Origin of the sequence: Nonomuraea sp. NPDC050383 (genome assembly GCF_044459125.1) — a bacterium.
In the GTDB taxonomy this organism is placed as follows: domain Bacteria; phylum Actinomycetota; class Actinomycetes; order Streptosporangiales; family Streptosporangiaceae; genus Nonomuraea.
On record NZ_JBITIP010000001.1, the window covers coordinates 934,290 to 954,775 of the forward strand.

The following is a 20,486-nucleotide window of genomic DNA, read 5'->3' on the forward strand; positions in this document are numbered from 1 at the left end:
GAGCATGACGACGACCTTCGTACTCGTGCACAGCCCGTCCGTGGGCCCCTCGACCTGGGCGCCCGTCGCCGCGGCGCTGGAGCGGCGCGGGCACGGCGCCGTGGTGCCCGACCTGACGGGGGTCGCCCGGGCCGGGTCGCCGACCTGGCCCCGGGTGGTGGAGACCGTGCGGGACGCCGCTCCCAAGACGCCGCTCGTGCTGGTGGCGCACAGCAACGCGGGCCTGTTCGCCCCGGTGGTCAAGGAGGGGCTGGGCGACCGGGTGGTGGCGTGCGTGCTCGCCGACGCCCCCGTGCCGCCCCGCAAGGGGCTGGTGCGGGCGGCCGAGGAGGCGGACCTGGAGTTCCTGCGCGGGCTGGCCGGCGATGACGGAATGCTGCCGCGGTGGACCGACTGGTGGAGCGAGGACGTCGTCGCCGGGATGCTGCCCGACGCGGCGGCGCGGGCCCGGGTGGTGGAGGAGCAGCCGCGGCTGCCGCTCGCCTACTACACCGAGGCGATCCCGGTCCCGGCCGGCTGGGACGAGGTCAGGTGCTCGTACCTCTGGTACGGCCCGCCGTACGACGTGATGGCCGAGGATGCGGCGCGGCGCGGCTGGCCCGTGACCAGGATCCCCGGCGCGCACCTGCACCAGGTGGTGGAGCCGGAGGCCGTCGCCGACGCGCTGCTGACGTTGTCGCGCAAGTCGTGAATTCTTCACTGCCGCGCTCCTGAACACCCCGGAATAGTCGCCGGTATGACGGCTATTCGCGTGGAAGGGCTCAGGAAGAGCCATGGCCCGTTCGAGGCGGTGCGGGGCATCTCGTTCGAGGTGGCCGCCGGTGAGGTGTTCGCGCTCCTCGGCCGCAACGGCGCCGGCAAGACCACGACCGTGGAGGTGCTGGCCGGGTTCCGGCGGCCGGACGGCGGGTCGGTACGGGTGCTCGGGCTCGACCCGGTCACCCGGCGGGCGGAGGTGCGCCGGCGCACCGGGATCATGCTGCAGGAGGCGGGATTCTTCCCCGACCTGACGGTCGCGGCGACGGTCGACGCGTGGCGCGGCTTCACCGCAGCGCCGCGCCCCCGGGACGAGGCGCTGCGGCTCGCCGGGCTGGCGGACAGGGCGGGGGTCAAGGTGCGCCAGCTCTCGGGCGGGGAGAAGCGCCGCCTGGACCTCGCGCTCGCCCTGCTCGGCCGGCCGGATGTGCTCTTCCTCGACGAGCCGACCACCGGCATGGACCCCGAGGGCCGCGCGGCGACCTGGGAGGTGGTGGGCGACCTGGCCCGGCGCGGCACCGCGGTGCTGCTGACCACGCACTACCTGGAGGAGGCGCAGCGGCTGGCGTCCGCCATGGCGATCATGGACGAGGGCGAGATCGTCGCCTCCGGCGGGATGGCCGAGACGCTCGCCGCGCGGGGCGGGCGGGTGTCCTTCCGGCTGCCCGCCGGCGTGGACCCCGCCGACCTGCCGCTTCCCGTGACGGTGGAGGGCGCCGAGGCGGCCTGCCGCGCAGAGGACCCGGACCTGGCGGCGCAGACGCTGCTGAGCTGGGCCGCCGAGCGGGGCTTGCGCCTGCCGGGCCTGGAGGTCCGCGCGGCCACCCTCGAAGACCTCTTCCTCGACCTGCCCAGGAGGACCCGATGACCCTGGCCGCCACCTACCGGCTCGGCACGCGCCTGTTCTGGCAGGACCGCGGGCTGCTGATCGGCTCCGTGGTCACGCCCGCCGGCCTGGCGATCGGCCTGCCGCTGCTCATGCGGCACGTACAGGCCGACGGCGTGAGCGCCGCCGCCGACATCTTCGACGGGACGCTCGCGCTGCTGCTGTCGATCACCGCGTTCATGAACATCGCGGTGGCCCTGTCCGCCCGCCGCGACCAGCTCGTGCTGAAGCGGCTGCGCGCCACGACGCTCACCGACGCCCGGATCCTGGCGGGTCAGATCGCCGCCACGGCCACCCAGACCGTGGCCGTCGTCGTGGTCTGCGCGGTGGCGGTCCATCTGGTCGCCGGAGTGCCGTATCCCGCGAACCCCCTTCTGTTCGGCGCCGGGGTGGTCGCCGGGGCGCTCGTCCTGGCGACGCTGGGCGCCGCGTGCACGGCCGCGATCCCGCGTGCCGAGCTGGCCGGGGCCGTCTGCATGCCGGTGTTCCTGGTGTCGGGCATCGCCTCCGGGGCGATGGGCCCGATCCGCCAGGTCCTGCCGTCCTGGGTGGGCGTCGTGCTGGACCTGCTGCCCACCTCCGCCGTGGTGGACGCCGTCAGGACCGGCGCGGTGGCCGGGCCGGCGCTCCTGCTGGCCGTGTGGGGCGTCGCGGGGCTGGTCGCGATCCGGCTCTGGTTCCGCTGGGAACCCCGCCGGTCCTAGGCGGGCCGATCACCGGGAGCCGGACATAATGGCCGGGACATGACCTCCTCCTCCGCCCAGCGGCTCGCCCGCGTGCTGATCACCTTCGTCTCCGCCGTGTACACCCTCATCGGGCTGCTCTACTACACGGTCAGCCCCGGCTACGGCCTCCTGGCGACGGGAGTGATCATCGTCCTGGCGGCGATGCACTCCGTCAATATGCGGGCGGCCCTGCGCGACGAGCGCCCGCCGCTCTTCCCCCTCACACTGGTGGTCCAGGCCGTCGCCACGTACGGGCCCGATCCGTTCATGCCGGGCGGCTGGTCCGGTGTGGCGGCGCCGATGCTGGGCGCGGCGGTGCTGGTGATGCTGCCGCTGCGCCTCGGCGGGCCGCTCGTCGCCCTCATGACGGTGTACGACACCGTCATGCTCTTCCCCATAGCCGTCGTCGCCCTCTTCTACGGGCTGACCGTGCCTCTGACCAGCGGCATGGTCTACGCCCTGGTGCGGCTGGTCCGGGTGACGTCCGACCTCGAACAGGCCAGGGCCGAGCTGGCCGAGGCGGCCGTCCTGCGGGAGCGGGTGCGCATCTCGCGTGACCTGCACGATGGTCTAGGCCGGAGCCTCACGGCGATCGCGCTCAAGGGCGACCTGGCGGGCCGGCTCATGGAGCGGGACCCGGCCGCGGCGCGGGGCGAGGTGGGCGAGCTGGTGCGGGTGGCGCGGGAGGCGGCCCAGGACGTACGGCGGGTGGCGCGCGGTTACCGGGAGATGTCCCTGACGGGCGAGGCGGACCGTGGGGCGGCGCTGCTGGAGTCGGCCGGGGTGGGCTGCCAGGTGCACCTGGCGGACGTCACGCTGCCCCGGGCGTCGGAGGAGGCGCTGGCCTGGGCCGTGCGGGAGGCCGTCACGAACGTCCTGCGCCACAGCGCGGCGACCACGTGCACGATCAGCACGTCGCTGCGGGAGGGGGCCGTCCGGCTGGAGGTCGCCAACGACGGCGTCCCGGAGGCACCGGAGGCGCCGGAGGCACCGGGCGACGGCGTGCCCGGTGCCGCCGGGTTCACCGGGTTCACCGGGGGCGGGCTTGCCGGAAACGGGTTCGCCGGGGGCGGGCTGACGGGCCTGGAGGAGCGGGCCGCGCAGGCCGGCGGGACGCTGCTGGCCGCGCGCACCCCCGCGGGCGGCTTCCGCCTGACGATGGAGGTACCCGCGTGAGAAACCGGCACCCGCGAGGGGGCGGCAGTGCGAGGGACGGCGTGAGCGGGCCCGGCGTGAGCGGGCCCGGCGTGATCCGGGTGATGCTGGCCGAGGACATGCACATGATCCGCGCCGCCCTCACCGCCCTGCTGCGCCTGGAGCCGGACATCGAGGTGGTGGCCGAGGTGACGAGGGGCGACGAGATCGTCCCGGTGGCGCTCCGGCACCGCCCCGACGTGGCGATCGTGGACATCGACCTGCCCGTCCTCGACGGCATCACCGCCGCCGCCTCGCTCCGCGGCGAGCTGCCCTCGTGCCGGATCCTCGTACTCACGGCGCTGGGACGGCCGGGCCAGCTGCGGCGGGCCCTGGAGGCGGGCATCCAGGCGTTCCTGGTGAAGGACGCGCCGGGCGAGCGGCTCGCGGACGCGGTCCGCAGGACGGCCGCCGGGCTGCGGGTGCTGGACCCGGAGCTGGTGGCGTCGGCCCTGCAGTACGGCGAGAGCCCGCTGACGCCCCGGGAGGCGACGGTCCTGCGGGAGGCGGCCCGCGGGGCCTCGGCCGAGGACATCTCCGCCCGTCTCCACCTGTCGGCCGGAACGGTGCGCAACTACCTGACCAGCGCCATCACGAAGACGGGCGCCCGCAACAAGATCGACGCCATCCGCATCGCGGAGGACGCCGGCTGGCTGTGACGCCCGGGGAGTCCGGCACCCCGGTAAGGCTCAGACGTCGGTGATGCGGATTCCGGCGTGGGCCTTGTAGCGGCGGTTGACCGAGATGATGTTGGCCGTCAGCGCCTCGATCTGGTGCGCGTTGCGCAGCCGCCCGCCGTACACGCCGCGTACGCCCGGGATCACGTCCGCGAGCGCCTGCACCAGGTCGGTGGCCTCCCGGTCGTCGCCGAGGACGAGCACGTCGAGGTCCACCTTCTCCACGGCCGGGTCCAGCAGCACGACGGCCGACACGTGGTGGAAGGCGGCCACGACGCGGCTGTCCGGCAGGACGGCGGCGGCCTGCTGCGCGGCGCTGCCCTCCTCGACGGGCAGCGCGTAGGCGCCCTGCTTGTCGAAGCCGAGCGGGTTCACGCAGTCGACCACGATCTTCCCGGCCAGCTCGTCGCGCAGCGACTCCAGCAACGCCCGGTGCCCCTCGTACGGCACGGCCACGATCACGATGCCGGCCTCGGCGGCGACGTCCGCGTTCGCCGCGCCCCGGACGTTCGGGCCGATGGAGGCGGCCGCCTCCTGGGCGCGCTCGGCGCTCCGGGAGCCGATCAGCACCTCGTGCCCCGCCAGCGCGAAGCGCCGCGCCAGGCCCTTGCCCTGGTCGCCCGTGCCACCCAGGATCGCGATGGAAAGCCCGCTCACGTCAGTCATACCCTCGATCATGCCAGCCCCTCCGCACCGGCCCCGCGCGGCCCCACCCGGGACGAAAAGGCCCCGGCCGCCGAGTGCTTCTCTTCTAGTGGTCGTCGCAACACCGCAGATGAGAGAATGCGATGGACTTCGGGATCCGAGGACCGGGAACGCACTCGGGGCCGCAAGGCGCTTTCCCGCGAACGGGCGGCATACTTGCGGCTCGTGCAGCAGGGCTTGAGCAACCAGGAGGCATGCCGGATCGTCGGCTGAACGCCCGGACCTCGCAAGACGCTCGACTGGGACACCCCGGCCGGTGGCGCCGGCGGTAGCTCCGGAGCCCGTTCACCGTCCGTGCAATCAATCATGAACCGAGCCGGGTGCGAGTGCGCGGATCCGCCGATGAGCGCGCACCCCTGGCTTCCGGAGCGGCGTCACGTGACGAGCACGGCGGTGAGCATCGAGAGATACGACTCATGGGCGAGACGCAGGCTGTCCAGGTCGGACGTCTCGAACCACGCCACAGCGTCGTGCTCATCCGGCGCGGCGTTGACGGGTGTTCCGGTCCACTTGTCGACCAACCAGATCTGCATGTCGAACGTCGCGGTCCGGATCTCATGCATCGGCGGGCTGGACGGCTCCGGCCGTGATTCCCAACTCCTCCCGAAGCTCGCGGACAAGGCTCTCTCTCGGATCCTCCCCCTCCTCAACATGACCGCCCGGCAGGTCCCACACGTCGGGATACCAACGGCGTCCGGCGCTTCGACGACACAGCAACACCCGATCGCCGTCGCGAAGAACGGCCGTCACAATCCGGACCGGACCGGAGTCGTCAGCGGAGATCGTCATCGGCACATTCTGACCCACGCGGATCTGCCGCAGACAAGGCGCGTCCCGCCTCCGACACCCGTCACCGTGCGTGAGCGGTGCGCTGGCCGACGACGGACGTATTCCGCCCCCACCGAGTGGGGACGCCCAAACTCACGAACAAAGCCAGGTGAGGCTGGAGTGCCTGTTCCTGCAACCCTTGATCACGGCGTCGTTTGCGCCAGTTCCTCAAGCTGTTGGACGACCTTGTCGATCGGCGCAGAAGCGTCAATCTCGACAGTGGAGGTGGCCCTGAGCAGCGGCTCCACGTTGGCCAGGTCGCGCAGGATGGCCTCACGTTCCTCAGGGCGCTTGCCGAAGGGGTTGTTGGTGCGTGTCGCGATGCGGCCAAGCATGATCTCAGCGGGAGCGCTTGATAGCTGGCTCCCGCCACACCCAATCAGTGGATCCGTCCGACAGGATCACCCAGTGGCTCCACTGGTCGGTGTCAGTGTCGACGGCGCGATGACCCCGGGCCGCCAGCATCTCTAACGCCGTGGACTTGCCGGTGCCAGACATCCCCGTGACCAAGATCTTCGCCATCAGCCGAGACTACCGAACCGCCCTCATCTCGACTGGCCTCATGTCACCCATGTTGGCGATCTGCTGGCGTCCGGCTATGGGTTTCCGTAGTCCCCCGCAACTCGGGACTACGGAAACCCACGTGCATCGCCATGCTGGCCGCCGCCAGGAAGTGATCACCGTGTTGCGACGGCCTCTCGAATCCACCGTGGGACGGGCGGGCCCTGGCAGGTCGCGGGTGGTCAGCAGTTGCCGGTTGCGGGCAGGCCGATCAGCCGGAGCGCCAGCCACTCGATCGCCAGCGGGCCGCCCTCGACCGCCCCCAGGACGTGGGAACCGGCGGGCAGCGAGGTCCAGCGGACGGTGGCGCCGGCCCGGCAGTACTCGGAGCGCAGCGTCGCGCCGACGGCCTGCGGGATGATCTCGTCGCCCCGGGCGTGGTAGAGGAACAGCGGCGCCTTCGGCGCGACCGCGCCGAGGCGGTTCTCGTTGAGGCGGACCCGCCACTTGGGCAGGTCGAGCAGGTCGACCGGGCTCAGGTCGGAGAAGCTCAGCCCGGCCAGCTTGTCCAGGTCGCCCACGCAGTCGTCGGCCGCGTCGCCCAGCAGCGCCCGGCCGCGGTCGTTGAGGTCGGCTTCGAGGTCCAGCTCGGGGTAGGCGGCGTCGAGGCCGACCCCGGCCGCCGCGGCCAGGCCGAAGTTCGCGTCACCGTCCAGGTGGGCGGCCACCGCCCGCAGGTCGGCCGGGACGCCGCCGGCCGCCACACCCTTGAGCCGCAGGTCGGGCGCGTACGAGGGCTGGAGCTGCGCCGCCCAGCCGGCGGACGCGCCGCCCTGCGAGTAGCCCATGACGGCGACCGGGGCGCGGTCGGACAGGCCCGCGCCGGGCACCCGCGTCGCCGCCCTGACGGAGCCGAGCACGGCGTGGCCCTGGGAGACCCCCACCATGTACGTGTGCTGCCCCGGCGTGCCGAGACCCTCGTAGTCGGTGATCGCCACCGCGAATCCCTTGAGCAGGAACAGGCTCACCAGCGCCAGCTCGGCCTCACGGCCCTGGCTCATGCTGACGGAGGGGGCGCACTGGTCGCCGAGGCCGTGGGTGCCGGTGGCGTAGCCGACGATGGGCCGCCTGCCCAGGGCGTACGCCGCCTTGGGGACGAGGAGCGTGCCGGACACCGTGTTGATCTGCCCGGTGGCGGAGGTGGAGTGGTAGAGCAGGTGCCACGCGTCGACTGGGACCTCGAGAAGCTTCCCGGGCAGGAGGTAGACGGTGGTCGGCTCGGCGGAGACCACGTCACCGGGCGCGGCCGCGTGGGCCGGCGTGGCGACGAGTGATGCGATCAATAACACGATCATGGACATGCTGACGCGGACACGTAAGGTCATGTGCCGGCCCTCTCCGTGGGGGATCGCTGTTCGGGACGGCGGCGCCGCGAGCCGATCGTTACCCGGCGGTAACCACCTGTCAAGGCCCGAAATGACACCGAAACGGCATTGAAGTCAGGCTGGCAGAGCGGCGAACCGGGCGGACGGGGGCGACGAGGCGGCGGCGGTCATGCACTATGGGGCGATGGACTCTGGTTCGGTGGACTTCCTCCGCGAGCTCCTCGCCGAGACCGGATGGGTGGAGCGCACCCGCGAGTTCGGCCTCGCGCTGCGGGCGACCCGCTCCCCCGGCGGGCTGCTCCTGGTGGGCACACCCGAGGACGAGCCGTGGCACCTGACGGCGCACCTGGCCGACGAGGCGCGGCTGTCGGGCCTGCCGCAGCTCGCCCCCACCCTCGTCCGCTGGTCGCCGCCGCCGGGCGCGCCCGAGCACCTGCGGGTCGGCCTCGACCGCGTGCGGCAGGCGGGCCGCGGCGAGACGCTGTTCGTGGTGGCGGAGGGGCAGGCCCCGGTCCCGCTGCTCGAACGGGTGGACGACGCCCGCCGTGTCGGCGCGACGATCCTCGCGCTGGAGGGCGCCCATCCGGAGGTGGCGGGGCTCGCGCACGACGCGATCGCCGTGCCGCCGGAGGGGCTGGTCACCTTCGACGGCGCCCAGCACCTGGTGAGCGCCGCCGCCGGCGAGCTGCCCGGCAACCCGGGGCTGCGCGAGCGCCTGGCCCGCCTGCTGGAGAAGGTCACCGGCCCCAGGGTGACCGACTGACGGGTTCGTCGCCGCTGAAACTTTCAGGGCGTCAGCGTCTCACCCCTCTCCCTCCGCTGCCCGCCCTGACCTGGGAGGACCCGCAGGTCCCGCCGGAAGGCGACGGGCCTGTCGCTGCCGCCGGGGGGCGGCCGGCCGCCGTCGCTTCCCACCCCGACCGGGCTGTGCTTGACTCGACCGCACCGAGGGAAAGCGCTTACCGAAACTCTCGGAGCGGGCCCGCACTCATCTTCGATGGGAGTTCGACGTGCGTGAGAAGGAACGGTTCGGCATGAGACTGGCGGTCGGGCTGGCCGCGGGGCTCCTGGCCGCCGGAGGACTGGTGGCGGTGTCCGTCACACCGGCCTCGGCGGCGCCGGCCAACGGCGACTACACACTGGTCAACGCCGGCAGCGGGCTGTGCGCCGCGGTGCCCGGCCAGAGCACCGGCGACGGCGTGCAGCTGGTGCAGAGCACCTGCGCCGGCGGCGCCGGGCAGGTCTTCACGGTCACCGCCTCGGGCGGGGGCTACCAGCTCAAGGCGCGGCACAGCGGCAAGTGCGCGGGCGTCCGCGACGCCTCCACCAGCGCGGGCAAGGCGGTCCAGCAGGAGGGTTGCACCGGGGCGGCCTCACAGACGTGGCAGCTCACCACGTCCGGGTCCGGCTACCGGGTGGTCAACGGCAACGGCGGCAAGTGCCTCAACGTCAAGGACAACTCCACCGCGGCCGACGCTCTCCTGCAGCAGAACTCCTGCGACAGCGTGGCCACCAAGCAGTGGACGCTGCGACCGGCCGACGGCTCCTCCCCCGACCCCACCCCGACGGTCACCCCCACGGTCACACCGACCAGCGGAGGCGGCGACGGCAGCGGACCGTGGCCGACCGCCCAGGGCAGCGTCAAGATGAACGCGACGCAGAGCGTCGGCAGCTTCTTCGACGGCGGCATGAAGAGCTACTACGGCATCGGCGACGGCGGCCAGAGCGAGAGCCAGGATCCGATGTTCGAGGTGGCGAACGGCGGCACGATCCAGAACGTCATCATCGACGCCCCGGCCGGCGACGGCATCCACTGCCTGGGCTCCTGCACCATCCGCAACGTGTGGTGGAACGACGTCGGCGAGGACGCCGCCACGTTCCTGAGCTCCAGCTCCTCGGCGACCTACCTGGTCGACGGCGGCGGCGCCAAGTCGGCGTCGGACAAGGTCTTCCAGCACAACGGAGCCGGCACGGTGACCATCAGGAACTTCCAGGTCCAGAGCGCCGGCAAGCTCTACCGGGCGTGCGGGAACTGCTCGACCTCCTACCAGCGCCACGTGGTGATGAACGGCGTCACCGCCCGCAGCACCTCGGCCCTGGCCGGGATCAACACCAACTGGGGCGACACCGCGCGGTTCAGCAGGATCACCGTGTACGGCACCAGCACCAGCATCTGCGACAAGTACAAGGGCGTGCCCAAGGGCAGCGAGCCCACCAAGATCGGGTCCGGAGCCGACGGCACGAACTGCATCTACTCCGCGTCCGACATCACCTACAAGTAACCGCTCCTGACGGACGCGGCGGGCTCAGGCCGGCTGGAGGTGGGCCTTCAGGCTCGCCTCCAGCGCGGCCGTGGCGTCCTCGATCGCCCCGATCACCACCGCCTGCACCGGATCGGGCTCGCCCGACCGCGTGCGGCTGACCCGGGTCACGGCGTCGAGCCGCCGCGCCCCCACCTCCCGCAGCTCGCTCACCCGGACCTCGCCCTCCGGCACGTCGAGCAGCGCCAGGGTGGGCACGATCGCCACCCCGTGCCCGGCCGCCACCAGCGCCAGCGCCGGGCCGAACTCCGTGATGACGTGGACCTTGCGCGGCTCGAAGCCGTGCAGCCCGGCGAGCCGGTCCAGCGCCTGGCCGCACGCCTGGTCCGGTTCGCCGGCCACCCACGGCACGTCCGCCAGGTCCGCCATGGAGCGCGGCGGGCTGGTCCAGCCGGGGGGCACCACGATGCGGTACTCGTCGACGTAGAGGGCGCGGGTGGCCAGTGACGGCTGCGACAGCACGGGCAGGCTCATGTCCCGCTCGGTGATGAGGACGTCCACGGCGCCCAGCCGCAGCTCCTGGAGGGCGGGCTGGCCGTACACCTCGTGGATGATCGGCGTGATGCGCGGATGGCGGGCCGCCAGGTCGCGCAGGGCGGGCACCAGCATGTGCTTGATCACCGTGGGGAACGCGGAGATGCGCACGGGCCCCGCCAGCCGCTCGGTGAACCGCGTCAGCTCCCGCCGGGCCTCGGCCAGCTCGTCCTCGACGCGCTCGGCGTAGCCGGCGAGCACCCGGCCGGCCGGGGTGAGCGACACGCGCCGCTGGGAGCGGTCGATGAGGGCCAGGCCCACCTCGCGTTCGAGCTGGGCGAGCTGCTGGGAGACCGCGGAGGGCGTCAGGAACAGGGCCTCGGCGGCACGCATGACCCCGCCGCGGCGGGCCACCTCGTGCAGGACACGGAGGCGCCGGGGGTCGATGTCCATACAGGAGAGCTTACTTGGCGCTGTAGATACCTTTAATTGCACTTTATGGCAATTGATTCAGACAATAGGTGCATGGATTTCCTGTTCGAGGTGGCCGGCTGGCTCGGCGCGGGCCTCCTCCTGCTCGGGTACGGCCTGGTCTCCGCCGGCCGCATGCCCGCCGGCGGCGCCGCGTACCAGGTCGTCAACCTCACCGGCTCGCTCGCGCTGATGGCCAACAGCGCCCGCAACGACGCCTGGCCCTCGGCCGGCCTCAACCTCGTCTGGGCCGTGATCGGCGCGGTCGCGCTGGTCAGGCTCGTCCGGATCGGGGCGGCGGCGTGATCGTCGAGTTGAGCCACCGCATCGTCGAGGGCATGGTCACCTACCCGGGGGTGCCGGGCCCGGTGCTCGGCACGCACCTGAGCCGGGAGGCGTCACGCGAGGTGTACGCCCCGGGCACCGAGTTCCACATCGGGACGATCACCCTGGCCGCCAACACCGGCACCTACCTCGACACGCCCCACCACCGCTACGCCGGCGGCCCCGACCTGTCCCAGGTGCCGCTGAGCAGCCTGGCCGACCTGCCCGGGATCGTGGTCCGGGCACGCGGCACCGGCAGCCGGGAGATCACCGTCGACCCGGACCTCGACGTGCGGGGCCGGGCCGTGCTCATCCACACTGGCTGGGACCGCCACTTCGGCACGGACGCCTACCTCCACGGGCACCCGTACCTCGCCCCGGAGTCGGCGCGGCTGCTCGCCGAGCGGGGCGCGGCGCTCGTCGGCATCGACTCGCTCAACATCGACGACACCCCGCCGCGCGGCGAGCGACCCGCGCACACGATCCTGCTCGCGGCCGGGACACCGCTCGTGGAGCACCTCACGGGCCTGGAAGCGCTGCCCGACGAGGGTTTCAGGTTCCACGCCGCGCCACCGATGGTGGCGGGCATGGGCACCTTCCCCGTACGGGCCTACGCGGTCGTCCCCTGAGGGAGGAGGGCCGGCCGGCTCAGTCGTCGTCCTGGTCGGCCTCTTCCCATGCCTTGTTACGGTCCGCCGCGCGCTGCAGGGCGCCGGCGGCCTCCTGCTCGCTCGCGTAGGGACCCATCCGGTCCTTGTTGGGGCAGCCGTTCTCCGGCTCGACCCGCATGTGCTTGAGGCAGAACCACCACTGGCCATCGCTCACGAGGGCTATTCTGCCCCGTAGACTCGTCTTTCATGACGACACTGCTCCAGCCAGGGCGAGTCTCGCCCATGCGAAAGGTCCCCGCCCACATCGAGCGGCCGGAGTACGTCGGAAAGAAGCGCCCCAAGACCGGCGAGGCCGACGTCAAGACCCCCGAGATGATCGAGCGCATGCGCGTGGCGGGCCGGATCGCCGCGCAGGCCCTCGAAGAGGTCGGCAGAAACGTGCGGCCGGGGGTCACCACCGACGAGCTCGACCGGATCGGGCACGAGTTCCTGCTGGACCACGACGCCTATCCGAGCACGCTCGGCTACAAGGGCTACCCCAAGTCGCTGTGCACGTCGATCAACGAGGTCATCTGCCACGGCATCCCCGACGACACCGTGCTGCGCGAGGGCGACATCGTCAACGTCGACATCACCGCCTTCATCGGCGGCGTCCACGGCGACACCGACGCCACGTACCTGGTGGGCGAGGTCGACGAGGAGTCGCGGCTGCTGGTGGAGCGCACCCGCGAGGCGACGATGCGGGCCATCAAGGCCGTCGCCCCGGGCCGGCAGCTCAACGTGGTGGGCCGGGTCATCGAGGCGTACGCCAAGCGGTTCGGCTACGGCGTGGTGCGCGACTTCACGGGTCACGGCATCGGCACGACGTTCCACTCGGGGCTGGTGGTGCCGCACTACGACGACCCGTCGCTGCGGGTGGAGCTGGTGCCGGGCATGACGTTCACGATCGAGCCGATGCTGACGCTGGGCACGATCGAGTACGACATCTGGCCTGACGGGTGGACGGCGGTGACCAGGGACCGCAAGCGCACGGCCCAGTTCGAGCACACGATCGTGGTGACCGAGACGGGCAGCGAGATCCTCACCACCCCCTAGAGCTCCAGCGGTGGATCGTGACCACCGTTCCGGTGCGGTGCGTCGCCGCTGGTGGTGGCAGGCGTTCCCGCCCGCCGCGGGATGATTCCCTCCAGCAGGAGGTCGAGGAACGCACCCGCCTGTGCCGGGTTTCCGGCGCGGGCCACGGCGGTGGTGAGTGCCACCATCTCCACCACGCCGAGATCGGGCCGTATGGCTCCGGTGTCCTGGGCCGCGGCCAGCAGGGGGGCGGCGGCCTCATGCACGGCCCGGTGCCAGGCCGCGATCTGCGGCGGCTCGACGCCGGCCGGCCCCTCGTAGGCGGCCATGAACGCCTCGCCGAGCACCCGGCTTTCGGTGACGTGGACGACCACCTCACGTAGCCAGCCGACCAGCGCCTCGCCGGGCTCCTGCGACGCCGCCTGCTTTCCGGCGGCGTCACACAGCATCCGGATCCGCTGGTCGTAGACGGCCTCGATCAGCCTCTCCCTCGTCGCGAAGTGCCGGTACAGAGTGGCGTTCCCAACCCCGGCGGCCTTGGCGACGTCGTCGAGCGAGGCGCCTGCTCCGTGCGTGTTGAGCACGGTCTCGGCGGCCACCAGCAGCCGCTCATAGTTACGCTGCGCGTCCGCCCGGCGCGGAGGTCGAGAAGCCATCCTCACATACTAGTTGCTAACCGGGGACTGATCCCCGTATCTTCCTGTGCAAAGAAACGGGGACTGTTCCCCATTTTGGGAGGAGAGCGGATGACCGTGGGACCGGCAGCCGTAGTGAGGGCGATCATCGTGGCCCGCGAGGCCAACGACCTCGCCACAAGCCTGCGCTATATCGCACCCGACTCACTCGACCAGGGCAGGCGGGTCAGCCGAGAGGACTGGCGACGCAAGTGGGAGCACATGCGGGCAGGCTGCCCCGACATGGAGGTGACCACCGAGCACAGCGTGGAGAACGGCGAATGGGTCGCCAACCGCTATACGATCCGCGGCACCCAGACCGGGGATTTCTTCGGCCAGGCCCCGACCGGCGAACGCTTCGAGATCCAAGGAATGGACATGGTCCGGGTGCGTGACGGCCGGCTCATCGAGCACTGGGCGTTCGCCGAGCCGCTGCCGAACGGTCAGTAGCGGCCAGTAGCGGCCGGGGTCAGCGCCGGGGCACCGCCGCGGTGACGGTGGTGCCCTCGCCCTTCACACTGCTGACCGACAGGTTGCCGCCGACCCCGGCGAAGGCGGCCCGCATCCGGGCGATGCCGCGTCCCGCCTTGTCCTGCGGGAAGCCGCGGCCGTGGTCGCTCACGGTCATGCGCAGGCCACCGGTGCCCGCGGTGACGGCCACCGACACGACGCTCGCGCCGCTATGCCGCTCCACGTTGGCCAGCGCCTCACGCAGCGCCTCCAGAACGGCCTGGGCGACGGGGGCGGGCACGTCGGCGGCGGGCAGGGCCCAGATCTCCACGCGGATGCCGGTGCGCTCCGACCACTGCGTCAACTGGCTCTCAAGGGTCTCGGCGAGGCCCCGCCCCTCACGCATGCGCGTTTCTTCCACCTCTGCTCGCCTTCCTGGGCATCCCGGACTCCTGGCCGGACCCCACACCGGCGTCACGCGCCGGATGCGCGACCCCCCTCAAGGTCTCGCACATCCCTGCGGGAAGGTGATGCCCATCTCCCCGTACGGCAAGGCTACCCGGCGGGTGGGAGGCGTACGGCGGGAGGATAGATCCCCCTGCCCGTACGGCTACGCGTCCACGTGGTCAGTCGGGCTGGTCGGCCTTGTCCGCCTTGTCGGCGCGGTCGAGCCGGGCCAGGTAGGCGTTGTAGGCGTCGAGCTCCGGGTCGCGCGCGCCGCGGTCGGCCCGCCGGTCGCCGCGGCGCGCCTTGCGGTCCTCGTCGCCGTACCACTGCACGGCGATGGCCAGCAGCACGATGAGGGTGGGGATCTCGCCGAAGCCCCAGGCGATCGCGCCGCCGTCACGCTGCTCGTCGATGAGCGGACCGCCCCAGGTGCGGCCGAGCTGCTCGTACCAGTCGGAGGCGATGACCGTGCCGGTCATCATGAGCGCGACGCCGAAGAACGCGTGGAACGGCATCGTGACGAACAGCGTCAGCAGCTTGCCGACGTACGGCAGGCGGTGCGGAGCCGGGTCGACGCCGATGATGACCCAGAAGAACAGCGACCCGCTGAGCAGGAAGTGCAGGGTCATCGTGATGTGCCCGAGGTGCTCCTCCATGGCCGAGGCGAACAGCGGCGTGAAGTACAGCGCGTACGTCGAGACGATGAACAGGGCGGTGGCGATGCCCGGGTGGCCGACCACCTTCACGAAGCGGCTGTGCAGGATCGTGGTCAGCCACTCGCGCGGTCCGCGGTCGCCGCGCCGGGCGGCCGGCTTGAGCGCGCGCAGGGCGAGCGTGACCGGGGCGCCCAGCACGAGGAAGATCGGCACGATCATGGCCAGGATCATGTGCTCGATCATGTGCACGTCGAACATGATCTTGGCGTAGCGGGCCAGGCCGCTCTGCGTGGCGATGACGAGGATCGCCACCCCCACGAACCAGGAGGCGGTGCGGCCCCACGGCCAGGCGTCGCCCCGCCGCAGGAGCCGGATCACCCCGGCCGCGTACAGGCCGGCCAGGACGGCGGCCACGAGCGCGAAGAACAGGTCGAACCACCACAGCGTGGCCAGGTTGGCCGGCGAGATCGGCGGCGGCATCGGGAAGCCGAGCAGCTCGAAGGCCCGGTCGGCGGGGAGGCTGACCTCCGGCGGGCGGGTGCGCGACAGCGCGACGGCCAGGCCGACGGTGGCCGCCATGAGCAGCGCCTCGCCGGCCGCCAGCCGGGTGAAGGCGCCGGGCCGGCCGCCCTGCAGGGCGGAGACGGTGCGCTCCCGGTGCCACCAGCCGGCGTAGCCGAGCAGCACGAACGCGACGATCTTCGCCACGACCAGCACACCGTACGACGACGTCCACAGGTCGGAGACGTCGGAGAGCCGGGCGACGACGCTGAACACTCCGGACACGCCCACGCCGATGTAGCACCACAGGGCCATCCGGGAGAAGCGGGCGGCGGCGATGTCGAGCCGCGGCTCGCGGCGGGCGGCGTGCACGGCGAGGACGACGAGGCCGCCGACCCACAGCGCGAGCACCAGCAGGTGCAGCGACAGGGCGGAGGTGGCCAGGTTGTGGTTGGGCGAGGAGGAGGCGTGCCCGGTGAGGGCCGGCGGCAGCAGCGTGACCAGGGCGAACGCCAGCAACCCGGCCGCGGAGCCGGCGGTGATGGCGCCCCGGGAGAACAGCGAGATGGCCACCGCGAACAGGATGACCAGCGTCAGCGCGATGCCCTGGCTGGTCTGGGTGGCGTAGGAGCTGAGGTAGTTGCCGGTGGTGACGGCCTGGAGGACGGGCTGCCCCCAGGAGTCGGAGACCTCGAAGACCAGGGTGAGGAAGGCGCTGCCGGCCCAGGTCAGAGCGGCCCAGGAGGAGGCCCGGACGTAGCCGGTGGCGGTCGTGCCGAGCATGCCCTTGTCGTTGGGCAGCAGCGCGGTGGCCGCCAGGAGCAGGCCCACGGTGAGGACTCCGGCGGCGTCCATCGCCAGCTTGGCCAGCGGCAACCCCCAGCGGGTGAGCACGCCGGCGTCGGGCAGGCCGGCGATGATCCGGGGGAACGCCGCGCCTCCGACGATCATGGCGATCACCAGGGCGGCGACCGCCGCTGCCGCCGACGCGAGCGCGAGCCGCGCGGCCCTCGTCACGGCCGCTTCTTGCGCATGCTGATGAGGAAGCCGACGCCGATCCCGGCGAGCGCGCCGACGACGACCAGCAGCCAGACGGGGAACGTGGCCGAGGAGGCGCCCTGCGCGGCCTGCGCCGTCGCCGCCGCGGCGGGGGCGGAGGAGGCGGGGGCCGCGGAGGGCGGCTGCGACGGCGTGGCGACCGGCTGGGCCGCCGCCGTCTCGGACGCCTGCGCCTCAGGCTTGGGAGCGCCCTTCACGGTGAACGGGATCTCGCCCTCGATGGGGTGGCCGTCGGAGGAGACGACGCGGTAGGCGATGGTGTAGGCGCCGTCGGCCAGCGTCTCCTTGAGCCGCTGGATGACCGCCGGCCCGTCGGCTTCGGCCGCCCCCGCCTGGTGCTGGGCGCCGTCGGCTCCGCGGACGATCACGAACGGCATCCGCACCCTGGCGCTGAACACCAGCTTCACCTGCTCGACGGTCTTGACCGTGGAGCCCTTGGCCGGGTCGCTGCTCTTGAGCGAGTCGTGCGCCAGGGCGGGCCCGGCGGTGCCGAGCAGGAACAGGGCGGCGAGGAACGCGGTGACTGCCGCGATCAGAGGTCTCTTCATGGCATCTCCAGGCTACCGACGCCACCGCCCGGTCCCTACCTCGGTTACAGCCCCGCGCAGGCGAGCGCTCGCCGGTAGGCCTCGACGCTGCCGTCGGCGTCGCCCAGCAGCTCCATGGTCTCCGCCGCGGCGTACCAGGTGCCGGCGACGCGACGGGAGTCGGGCAGCGGCGTGAGCCAGTCGCGCACCGCGTTGAGCTCGCGCTCGGCGTCGGAGACGCGACCGAGCCCGCCGTAGGCGCGGCTCAGCAGCAGGTGCGCCTCGGCCTCCTGCGCCCCCGCGGTCGTCGGCATCAGCTCCTGCCCGGAGCTGCCGTGCCGGACGGCCTGCTCGTAGTTGCCCGCCATGACCTCGGCGCGGGCCAGCTCGACCTGGGCGTTGGCCCGGTCGAGCGTGCTCGCGGAGGTCTGCGCGAGCTCGTCCTCGGCCCGCAGCAGCATGGCGCGGACCTCGTCGAGGGCCTCCGGGTGGACGCGCAGCTTCAGGGCCGCGTAGGCGACGCGGGTGCGGGCGAGGCTGCGCGGCTGGCCGGTCTCCGACTGGATGGCCAGGGCCCGCTCCAGGAAGGCCAGGGACTCCTCACCGTGGCCGGAGCTCTCGGCCACGACCGCGGCGTTCCAGTTGGCGGCGATGACCGCCCTGGGCGTGCCCAGCATGTCGGCGGCGTTGAGCAGCTCGGCGGCGAACTGGCGGGCGCGCAGCAGGTCGCCGCTGTAGAAGTAGGCCGACAGCAGCGTGGCGCCGAGCTCCACCATGCCGTCGGTCCAGGCCGGGCGGGCCGGGCCGCCGAGGACGGCCTCCCCGACCTTGATCGCCTCGCTGAGCCGGTCGCTCTGCCGGTAGACGCGGCACAGGGCGACCGCGATCTCGATCCGCCGGTCGGGGCTGACGTCCTCGTCCTGCAGCCGGCCGAGCATGGAGATCGCCTCCTCCAGCTCTCCGCACGCCTCCAGCGCCAGCGCCAGCCCGAACTGGGTGTCTTGACGCAGTCCCGTGAGACCTGCGAGGTTGTGGTTGGCCAGCAGCTCGGCGAAACGGGTGCGGGCCTCCCGCACCTCACCGTTCTCGAGAGCCATCCTCGCGTAGCCGAGCGCGAGCTCGATGTCCTCCATCTGCTCGGCGGTCACGCCGTTGAGGAGATAGGACAGCGAACAGTCCAGTTTCTGGGCCAGGAGCTCCAGGACGGCAGGCGTCGGAGTACGCTTGCCACTCTCGATCAGGGAGACGTAGCTGTCCGACAACTCCGGATGCGCGAGCTGCGCCTGGGACAGACCCCGCTGCCGCCTCACCGTCTTGATACGGAGTCCGATCAGGTCAGATGTGGTCACAGGTCCCGCTCCCTGAGAGGATGATGTCCGAGCAACCCATAGGCGAGGGAGAACCCCCATGCGCACGCGCATTGCCCTGTCCGTACTCGTTGCGTTGTTGACGGCAGGTGTGGCCGTCGCAGGCAATGCTACGGCCGCGACAGCCGACTCGTCTCCATCCCAGTCGGACCAAATCATGGCGAAGTTTGACATTCCTATGTGCTGCTGACCGCAGCAAACGCTGAATCGGTGCCGGAGCCGCACCACGGTGTGGGCATGGCCGGTGCCGCCTTCCGCACGGCGGCATCGGCAGGTATGTCCCCCCCATCAGGCGCCTCCGGCACGGCGCCGCCTCATCACCCGGCCCGTAGCGCCAGGAAGAAGTCGACCCGGTCGGCCATCGACGACAGGTCACGGCCGGTGAGCTCCTCCACCCGCCCGATCCGGTAACGCACCGTGTTGACGTGCACGTGCAGCCTCTCTCCGCAGGCGTTCCACGAGCCCGCGCAGTCCAGGAACGTGCCGAGCGTCCGCACCAGGTCCGACTGGTGCCGCCGGTCATAGGCGATCAGCGGCCCCAGCAACCGGTCGGCGAACGAGCGCCGCACGTCGCCCGGCACCGTGGCCAGCAGCAGCGCGTGCGTGTAGATCTCGTCGCTGGTCACCACCCCGCCCGAGCGGGCCTCCGCCAGCCGCCTGGCGTGCGCGGCCTCCTCGATGCCGCCGCGCAGGGCCGCCGCCCCGGTCAGCGCGCCGCTGAGCCCGACGCGCAGCCGCCCGCCCGGCAGCGCGGCCAGCACCTCGGCGCCCCGCCGCAGCCGCTCGGCCAGCTCGCCGGCGCTCGCGCCGCCCAGCGGCACCACCGCCACCGCGCCGTCGGCGCCGGCCGCGGCCACCACCTCGCGGCCGAGCAGCTCCTCCAGCGCCCGCCCGCCGAGCGTCGCCGCGTCGGGGCCGCGCGTGGCCGCGCTTCCCGGCGGGCCGTGTCCGGGCAGGGCGGCGCTCGCCACCACGTACGGCTCGTCGGGGCCGATGCCGCAGGTGCGCAGCCGGGCGGCCAGGCCGGCCGGGTCGGGCTCGGTGAGGGCGGCCATGACGAGCTGCTCGGCCAGCCGCCGCTCGACCCGGCGGCCCTCCTCCATCCGGTTGCGTTCGAGGGTCACGCAGGCGGCCAGCTCGCGGCCCAGATCGGCCCGGTCCATCAGGTCGCCCTCGCAGGCGAGGAGCCAGCCGGCCGCGCGGTGGCCGCGGCCCACACCGAAGAGGGTGTGCCCGCCGGACCGGCAGGGCAGTGCGGGCGCGGTGAGGTAGGCGCGGGCCAGCCGTACGGGGTCGTCCGCCTCGCCGGCGATCACCTCGCCGGAGGCTGACACGACGGCTCCGGTGACGCCCAGCTCGGCGGCCGTGAGCGCGAACAGCTCGGTCAGGCCCGCGCCCTCGGCGACGGCGGCGACGAGGCGGCGGTGACGGCCGAGCGCGTCGCGGGCGTCGCGGATGTCGCGGGCGCCCCGGGGGTCGCGCGGGTCGCCGGGCGGGCGGGGCACGGCCAGCTCGGCGAGCGCGCCGAACGACACCTCGGTGGGCACCTCCAGCAGCGGCAGGCCGGCGGCGGCGCAGGCGGCCACCACGTCGTCGGGGACGTGGCCGAGCCGGGCCAGGCCCGCGCCGAGGGCCGCCGCCCCGGCCGCCACCAGCGCCGCGACGAACCGCGCCGAGTCGGCGGGGCCGCGCCGCCACATGAGCCCGGTCAGCACCAGCTCGCCGCCCGACAGGTAGCGGCCCGGCGCGGGCAGGTCGGTGATGTGCACGCCGCGGAACTCGACGCCGGGGTCGCCGGTGAGCAGCCGGAGCCGCAGCTCCTCCGCCGCCAGCAGCTCACCGATGCGCACTTGGAGGAATATACAAGTCCGCA

Annotated in this window: 25 protein-coding genes; 11 read left to right on the top strand and 14 right to left on the bottom strand. The window is 72.7% G+C overall.

Going from position 1 to position 20,486, the window contains the following annotated elements; genetic code table 11:
- The first annotated feature begins 4 nt into the window (after nt 1–4).
- The 5 genes from ACIBG4_RS04205 to ACIBG4_RS04225 all read left to right on the top strand — a co-directional run bounded on the left by ACIBG4_RS04205 (nt 5) and on the right by ACIBG4_RS04225 (nt 4,220).
- The gene (locus tag ACIBG4_RS04205; protein ID WP_397200580.1) at nt 5–691 is read left to right on the top strand and encodes an alpha/beta hydrolase; all 687 of its coding nucleotides are present in this window, start codon (nt 5–7) and stop codon (nt 689–691) included.
- Between the two features lie 45 nt (nt 692–736).
- Nucleotides 737–1,624, top strand: coding sequence for an ABC transporter ATP-binding protein (locus ACIBG4_RS04210; RefSeq protein WP_397200581.1), 888 nt, complete (start codon nt 737–739; stop codon nt 1,622–1,624).
- The gene (locus ACIBG4_RS04215) at nt 1,621–2,346 is read left to right on the top strand and encodes an ABC transporter permease (protein WP_397200582.1); all 726 of its coding nucleotides are present in this window, start codon (nt 1,621–1,623) and stop codon (nt 2,344–2,346) included. Before ACIBG4_RS04210 ends, ACIBG4_RS04215 begins: the two co-directional genes overlap by 4 nt.
- A 39-nt stretch (nt 2,347–2,385) precedes the next feature.
- Nucleotides 2,386–3,543: a sensor histidine kinase gene (locus ACIBG4_RS04220; RefSeq protein ID WP_397200583.1), complete on the top strand. Its 1,158-nt coding sequence runs from the start codon at nt 2,386–2,388 to the stop codon at nt 3,541–3,543.
- 71 nt (nt 3,544–3,614) lie between these two features.
- On the top strand, nt 3,615–4,220 hold the full coding sequence (locus tag ACIBG4_RS04225) for a DNA-binding response regulator (RefSeq protein ID WP_397200698.1): 606 nt from the start codon (nt 3,615–3,617) through the stop codon (nt 4,218–4,220).
- 30 nt (nt 4,221–4,250) lie between these two features.
- Here ACIBG4_RS04225 and npdG read toward each other — a convergent pair whose 3' ends face one another.
- The 6 genes from npdG to ACIBG4_RS04255 all read right to left on the bottom strand — a co-directional run bounded on the left by npdG (nt 4,251) and on the right by ACIBG4_RS04255 (nt 7,657).
- Nucleotides 4,251–4,904, bottom strand: coding sequence for an NADPH-dependent F420 reductase (gene npdG, locus ACIBG4_RS04230; RefSeq protein WP_397200584.1), 654 nt, complete (start codon nt 4,902–4,904; stop codon nt 4,251–4,253).
- Between the two features lie 413 nt (nt 4,905–5,317).
- A complete protein-coding gene (locus tag ACIBG4_RS04235) occupies nt 5,318–5,506 on the bottom strand; it encodes a hypothetical protein (protein WP_397200585.1) in 189 nt (62 codons plus the stop codon).
- On the bottom strand, nt 5,499–5,732 hold the full coding sequence (locus ACIBG4_RS04240; RefSeq protein ID WP_397200586.1) for an NUDIX domain-containing protein: 234 nt from the start codon (nt 5,730–5,732) through the stop codon (nt 5,499–5,501). The genes ACIBG4_RS04235 and ACIBG4_RS04240 overlap by 8 nt, the downstream gene beginning before the upstream one ends.
- Before the next feature lie 182 nt (nt 5,733–5,914).
- Nucleotides 5,915–6,106, bottom strand: coding sequence for a hypothetical protein (locus tag ACIBG4_RS04245; RefSeq protein WP_397200587.1), 192 nt, complete (start codon nt 6,104–6,106; stop codon nt 5,915–5,917).
- A gap of 4 nt (nt 6,107–6,110) precedes the next feature.
- On the bottom strand, nt 6,111–6,293 hold the full coding sequence (locus ACIBG4_RS04250; protein ID WP_397200588.1) for a hypothetical protein: 183 nt from the start codon (nt 6,291–6,293) through the stop codon (nt 6,111–6,113).
- Between the two features lie 221 nt (nt 6,294–6,514).
- Nucleotides 6,515–7,657, bottom strand: coding sequence for a lipase family protein (locus tag ACIBG4_RS04255; protein WP_397200589.1), 1,143 nt, complete (start codon nt 7,655–7,657; stop codon nt 6,515–6,517).
- Nucleotides 7,658–7,841: 184 nt separating this feature from the next.
- Between ACIBG4_RS04255 and ACIBG4_RS04260 the strand changes: the two genes are divergently transcribed.
- On the top strand, nt 7,842–8,420 hold the full coding sequence (locus tag ACIBG4_RS04260) for a hypothetical protein (protein WP_310715225.1): 579 nt from the start codon (nt 7,842–7,844) through the stop codon (nt 8,418–8,420).
- Nucleotides 8,421–8,667: 247 nt separating this feature from the next.
- Complete coding sequence (locus tag ACIBG4_RS04265) at nt 8,668–9,939, top strand: pectate lyase (RefSeq protein ID WP_397200591.1); 1,272 nt, start codon at nt 8,668–8,670, stop codon at nt 9,937–9,939.
- Between the two features lie 24 nt (nt 9,940–9,963).
- Here ACIBG4_RS04265 and ACIBG4_RS04270 read toward each other — a convergent pair whose 3' ends face one another.
- Nucleotides 9,964–10,905, bottom strand: a complete 942-nt coding sequence (locus tag ACIBG4_RS04270; RefSeq protein WP_397200592.1) for a LysR family transcriptional regulator — start codon at nt 10,903–10,905, stop codon at nt 9,964–9,966.
- 72 nt (nt 10,906–10,977) lie between these two features.
- Between ACIBG4_RS04270 and ACIBG4_RS04275 the strand changes: the two genes are divergently transcribed.
- On the top strand, nt 10,978–11,229 hold the full coding sequence (locus ACIBG4_RS04275; protein ID WP_310715231.1) for a hypothetical protein: 252 nt from the start codon (nt 10,978–10,980) through the stop codon (nt 11,227–11,229).
- Nucleotides 11,226–11,876, top strand: coding sequence for a cyclase family protein (locus ACIBG4_RS04280; RefSeq protein ID WP_397200594.1), 651 nt, complete (start codon nt 11,226–11,228; stop codon nt 11,874–11,876). Before ACIBG4_RS04275 ends, ACIBG4_RS04280 begins: the two co-directional genes overlap by 4 nt.
- A gap of 19 nt (nt 11,877–11,895) precedes the next feature.
- On the opposite strand, the gene ACIBG4_RS04285 is transcribed toward ACIBG4_RS04280, so the two are convergent.
- The gene (locus ACIBG4_RS04285) at nt 11,896–12,072 is read right to left on the bottom strand and encodes a hypothetical protein (RefSeq protein ID WP_310715235.1); all 177 of its coding nucleotides are present in this window, start codon (nt 12,070–12,072) and stop codon (nt 11,896–11,898) included.
- A 32-nt stretch (nt 12,073–12,104) separates the two neighbouring features.
- Here ACIBG4_RS04285 and map point away from each other — a divergent pair, with 32 nt between their 5' ends.
- Nucleotides 12,105–12,953 carry a type I methionyl aminopeptidase gene (map, locus tag ACIBG4_RS04290; protein ID WP_355442776.1) on the top strand — a complete coding sequence of 283 codons (849 nt, stop codon included), beginning with the start codon at nt 12,105–12,107 and terminating at the stop codon, nt 12,951–12,953.
- On the opposite strand, the gene ACIBG4_RS04295 is transcribed toward map, so the two are convergent.
- On the bottom strand, nt 12,950–13,588 hold the full coding sequence (locus ACIBG4_RS04295) for a TetR/AcrR family transcriptional regulator (RefSeq protein ID WP_397200595.1): 639 nt from the start codon (nt 13,586–13,588) through the stop codon (nt 12,950–12,952). The genes map and ACIBG4_RS04295 overlap by 4 nt on opposite strands.
- 90 nt (nt 13,589–13,678) lie before the next feature.
- Here ACIBG4_RS04295 and ACIBG4_RS04300 point away from each other — a divergent pair, with 90 nt between their 5' ends.
- Complete coding sequence (locus ACIBG4_RS04300; RefSeq protein ID WP_397200596.1) at nt 13,679–14,056, top strand: ester cyclase; 378 nt, start codon at nt 13,679–13,681, stop codon at nt 14,054–14,056.
- A 19-nt stretch (nt 14,057–14,075) separates the two neighbouring features.
- Here the strand turns inward: ACIBG4_RS04300 and ACIBG4_RS04305 are convergent, their stop codons facing one another.
- From ACIBG4_RS04305 to ACIBG4_RS04325, 5 genes are all read right to left on the bottom strand, one after another.
- On the bottom strand, nt 14,076–14,462 hold the full coding sequence (locus ACIBG4_RS04305) for a sensor histidine kinase (RefSeq protein WP_397200598.1): 387 nt from the start codon (nt 14,460–14,462) through the stop codon (nt 14,076–14,078).
- A gap of 220 nt (nt 14,463–14,682) precedes the next feature.
- A complete protein-coding gene (locus ACIBG4_RS04310; RefSeq protein WP_397200599.1) occupies nt 14,683–16,677 on the bottom strand; it encodes a cytochrome c oxidase assembly protein in 1,995 nt (664 codons plus the stop codon).
- Complete coding sequence (locus tag ACIBG4_RS04315) at nt 16,674–17,267, bottom strand: copper resistance protein CopC (protein ID WP_397200600.1); 594 nt, start codon at nt 17,265–17,267, stop codon at nt 16,674–16,676. The genes ACIBG4_RS04310 and ACIBG4_RS04315 overlap by 4 nt, the downstream gene beginning before the upstream one ends.
- A gap of 44 nt (nt 17,268–17,311) precedes the next feature.
- On the bottom strand, nt 17,312–18,595 hold the full coding sequence (locus ACIBG4_RS04320; RefSeq protein ID WP_310715245.1) for a helix-turn-helix transcriptional regulator: 1,284 nt from the start codon (nt 18,593–18,595) through the stop codon (nt 17,312–17,314).
- Between the two features lie 335 nt (nt 18,596–18,930).
- On the bottom strand, nt 18,931–20,463 hold the full coding sequence (locus tag ACIBG4_RS04325) for a helix-turn-helix domain-containing protein (protein ID WP_397200601.1): 1,533 nt from the start codon (nt 20,461–20,463) through the stop codon (nt 18,931–18,933).
- Nucleotides 20,464–20,486 lie beyond the last annotated feature (23 nt).

Excerpts from the sequence above, each read along its gene's own strand:
- ACIBG4_RS04255 (WP_397200589.1), bottom strand. The coding sequence starts at position 7,657 with ATGACCTTACGTGTCCGCGTCAGCATGTCCATGATCGTGTTATTGATC.
- ACIBG4_RS04240 (WP_397200586.1), bottom strand. The coding sequence starts at position 5,732 with ATGACGATCTCCGCTGACGACTCCGGTCCGGTCCGGATTGTGACGGCC.
- ACIBG4_RS04250 (WP_397200588.1), bottom strand. The coding sequence starts at position 6,293 with ATGGCGAAGATCTTGGTCACGGGGATGTCTGGCACCGGCAAGTCCACG.
- ACIBG4_RS04215 (WP_397200582.1), top strand. The coding sequence starts at position 1,621 with ATGACCCTGGCCGCCACCTACCGGCTCGGCACGCGCCTGTTCTGGCAG.
- ACIBG4_RS04245 (WP_397200587.1), bottom strand. The coding sequence starts at position 6,106 with ATGCTTGGCCGCATCGCGACACGCACCAACAACCCCTTCGGCAAGCGC.
- ACIBG4_RS04220 (WP_397200583.1), top strand. The coding sequence starts at position 2,386 with ATGACCTCCTCCTCCGCCCAGCGGCTCGCCCGCGTGCTGATCACCTTC.
- ACIBG4_RS04205 (WP_397200580.1), top strand. The coding sequence starts at position 5 with ATGACGACGACCTTCGTACTCGTGCACAGCCCGTCCGTGGGCCCCTCG.
- ACIBG4_RS04300 (WP_397200596.1), top strand. The coding sequence starts at position 13,679 with ATGACCGTGGGACCGGCAGCCGTAGTGAGGGCGATCATCGTGGCCCGC.
- map (WP_355442776.1), top strand. The coding sequence starts at position 12,105 with ATGACGACACTGCTCCAGCCAGGGCGAGTCTCGCCCATGCGAAAGGTC.
- ACIBG4_RS04305 (WP_397200598.1), bottom strand. The coding sequence starts at position 14,462 with ATGCGTGAGGGGCGGGGCCTCGCCGAGACCCTTGAGAGCCAGTTGACG.
- ACIBG4_RS04235 (WP_397200585.1), bottom strand. The coding sequence starts at position 5,506 with ATGCATGAGATCCGGACCGCGACGTTCGACATGCAGATCTGGTTGGTC.
- ACIBG4_RS04315 (WP_397200600.1), bottom strand. The coding sequence starts at position 17,267 with ATGAAGAGACCTCTGATCGCGGCAGTCACCGCGTTCCTCGCCGCCCTG.
- ACIBG4_RS04270 (WP_397200592.1), bottom strand. The coding sequence starts at position 10,905 with ATGGACATCGACCCCCGGCGCCTCCGTGTCCTGCACGAGGTGGCCCGC.
- ACIBG4_RS04295 (WP_397200595.1), bottom strand. The coding sequence starts at position 13,588 with ATGGCTTCTCGACCTCCGCGCCGGGCGGACGCGCAGCGTAACTATGAG.
- ACIBG4_RS04210 (WP_397200581.1), top strand. The coding sequence starts at position 737 with ATGACGGCTATTCGCGTGGAAGGGCTCAGGAAGAGCCATGGCCCGTTC.
- npdG (WP_397200584.1), bottom strand. The coding sequence starts at position 4,904 with ATGACTGACGTGAGCGGGCTTTCCATCGCGATCCTGGGTGGCACGGGC.
- ACIBG4_RS04275 (WP_310715231.1), top strand. The coding sequence starts at position 10,978 with ATGGATTTCCTGTTCGAGGTGGCCGGCTGGCTCGGCGCGGGCCTCCTC.
- ACIBG4_RS04260 (WP_310715225.1), top strand. The coding sequence starts at position 7,842 with ATGGACTCTGGTTCGGTGGACTTCCTCCGCGAGCTCCTCGCCGAGACC.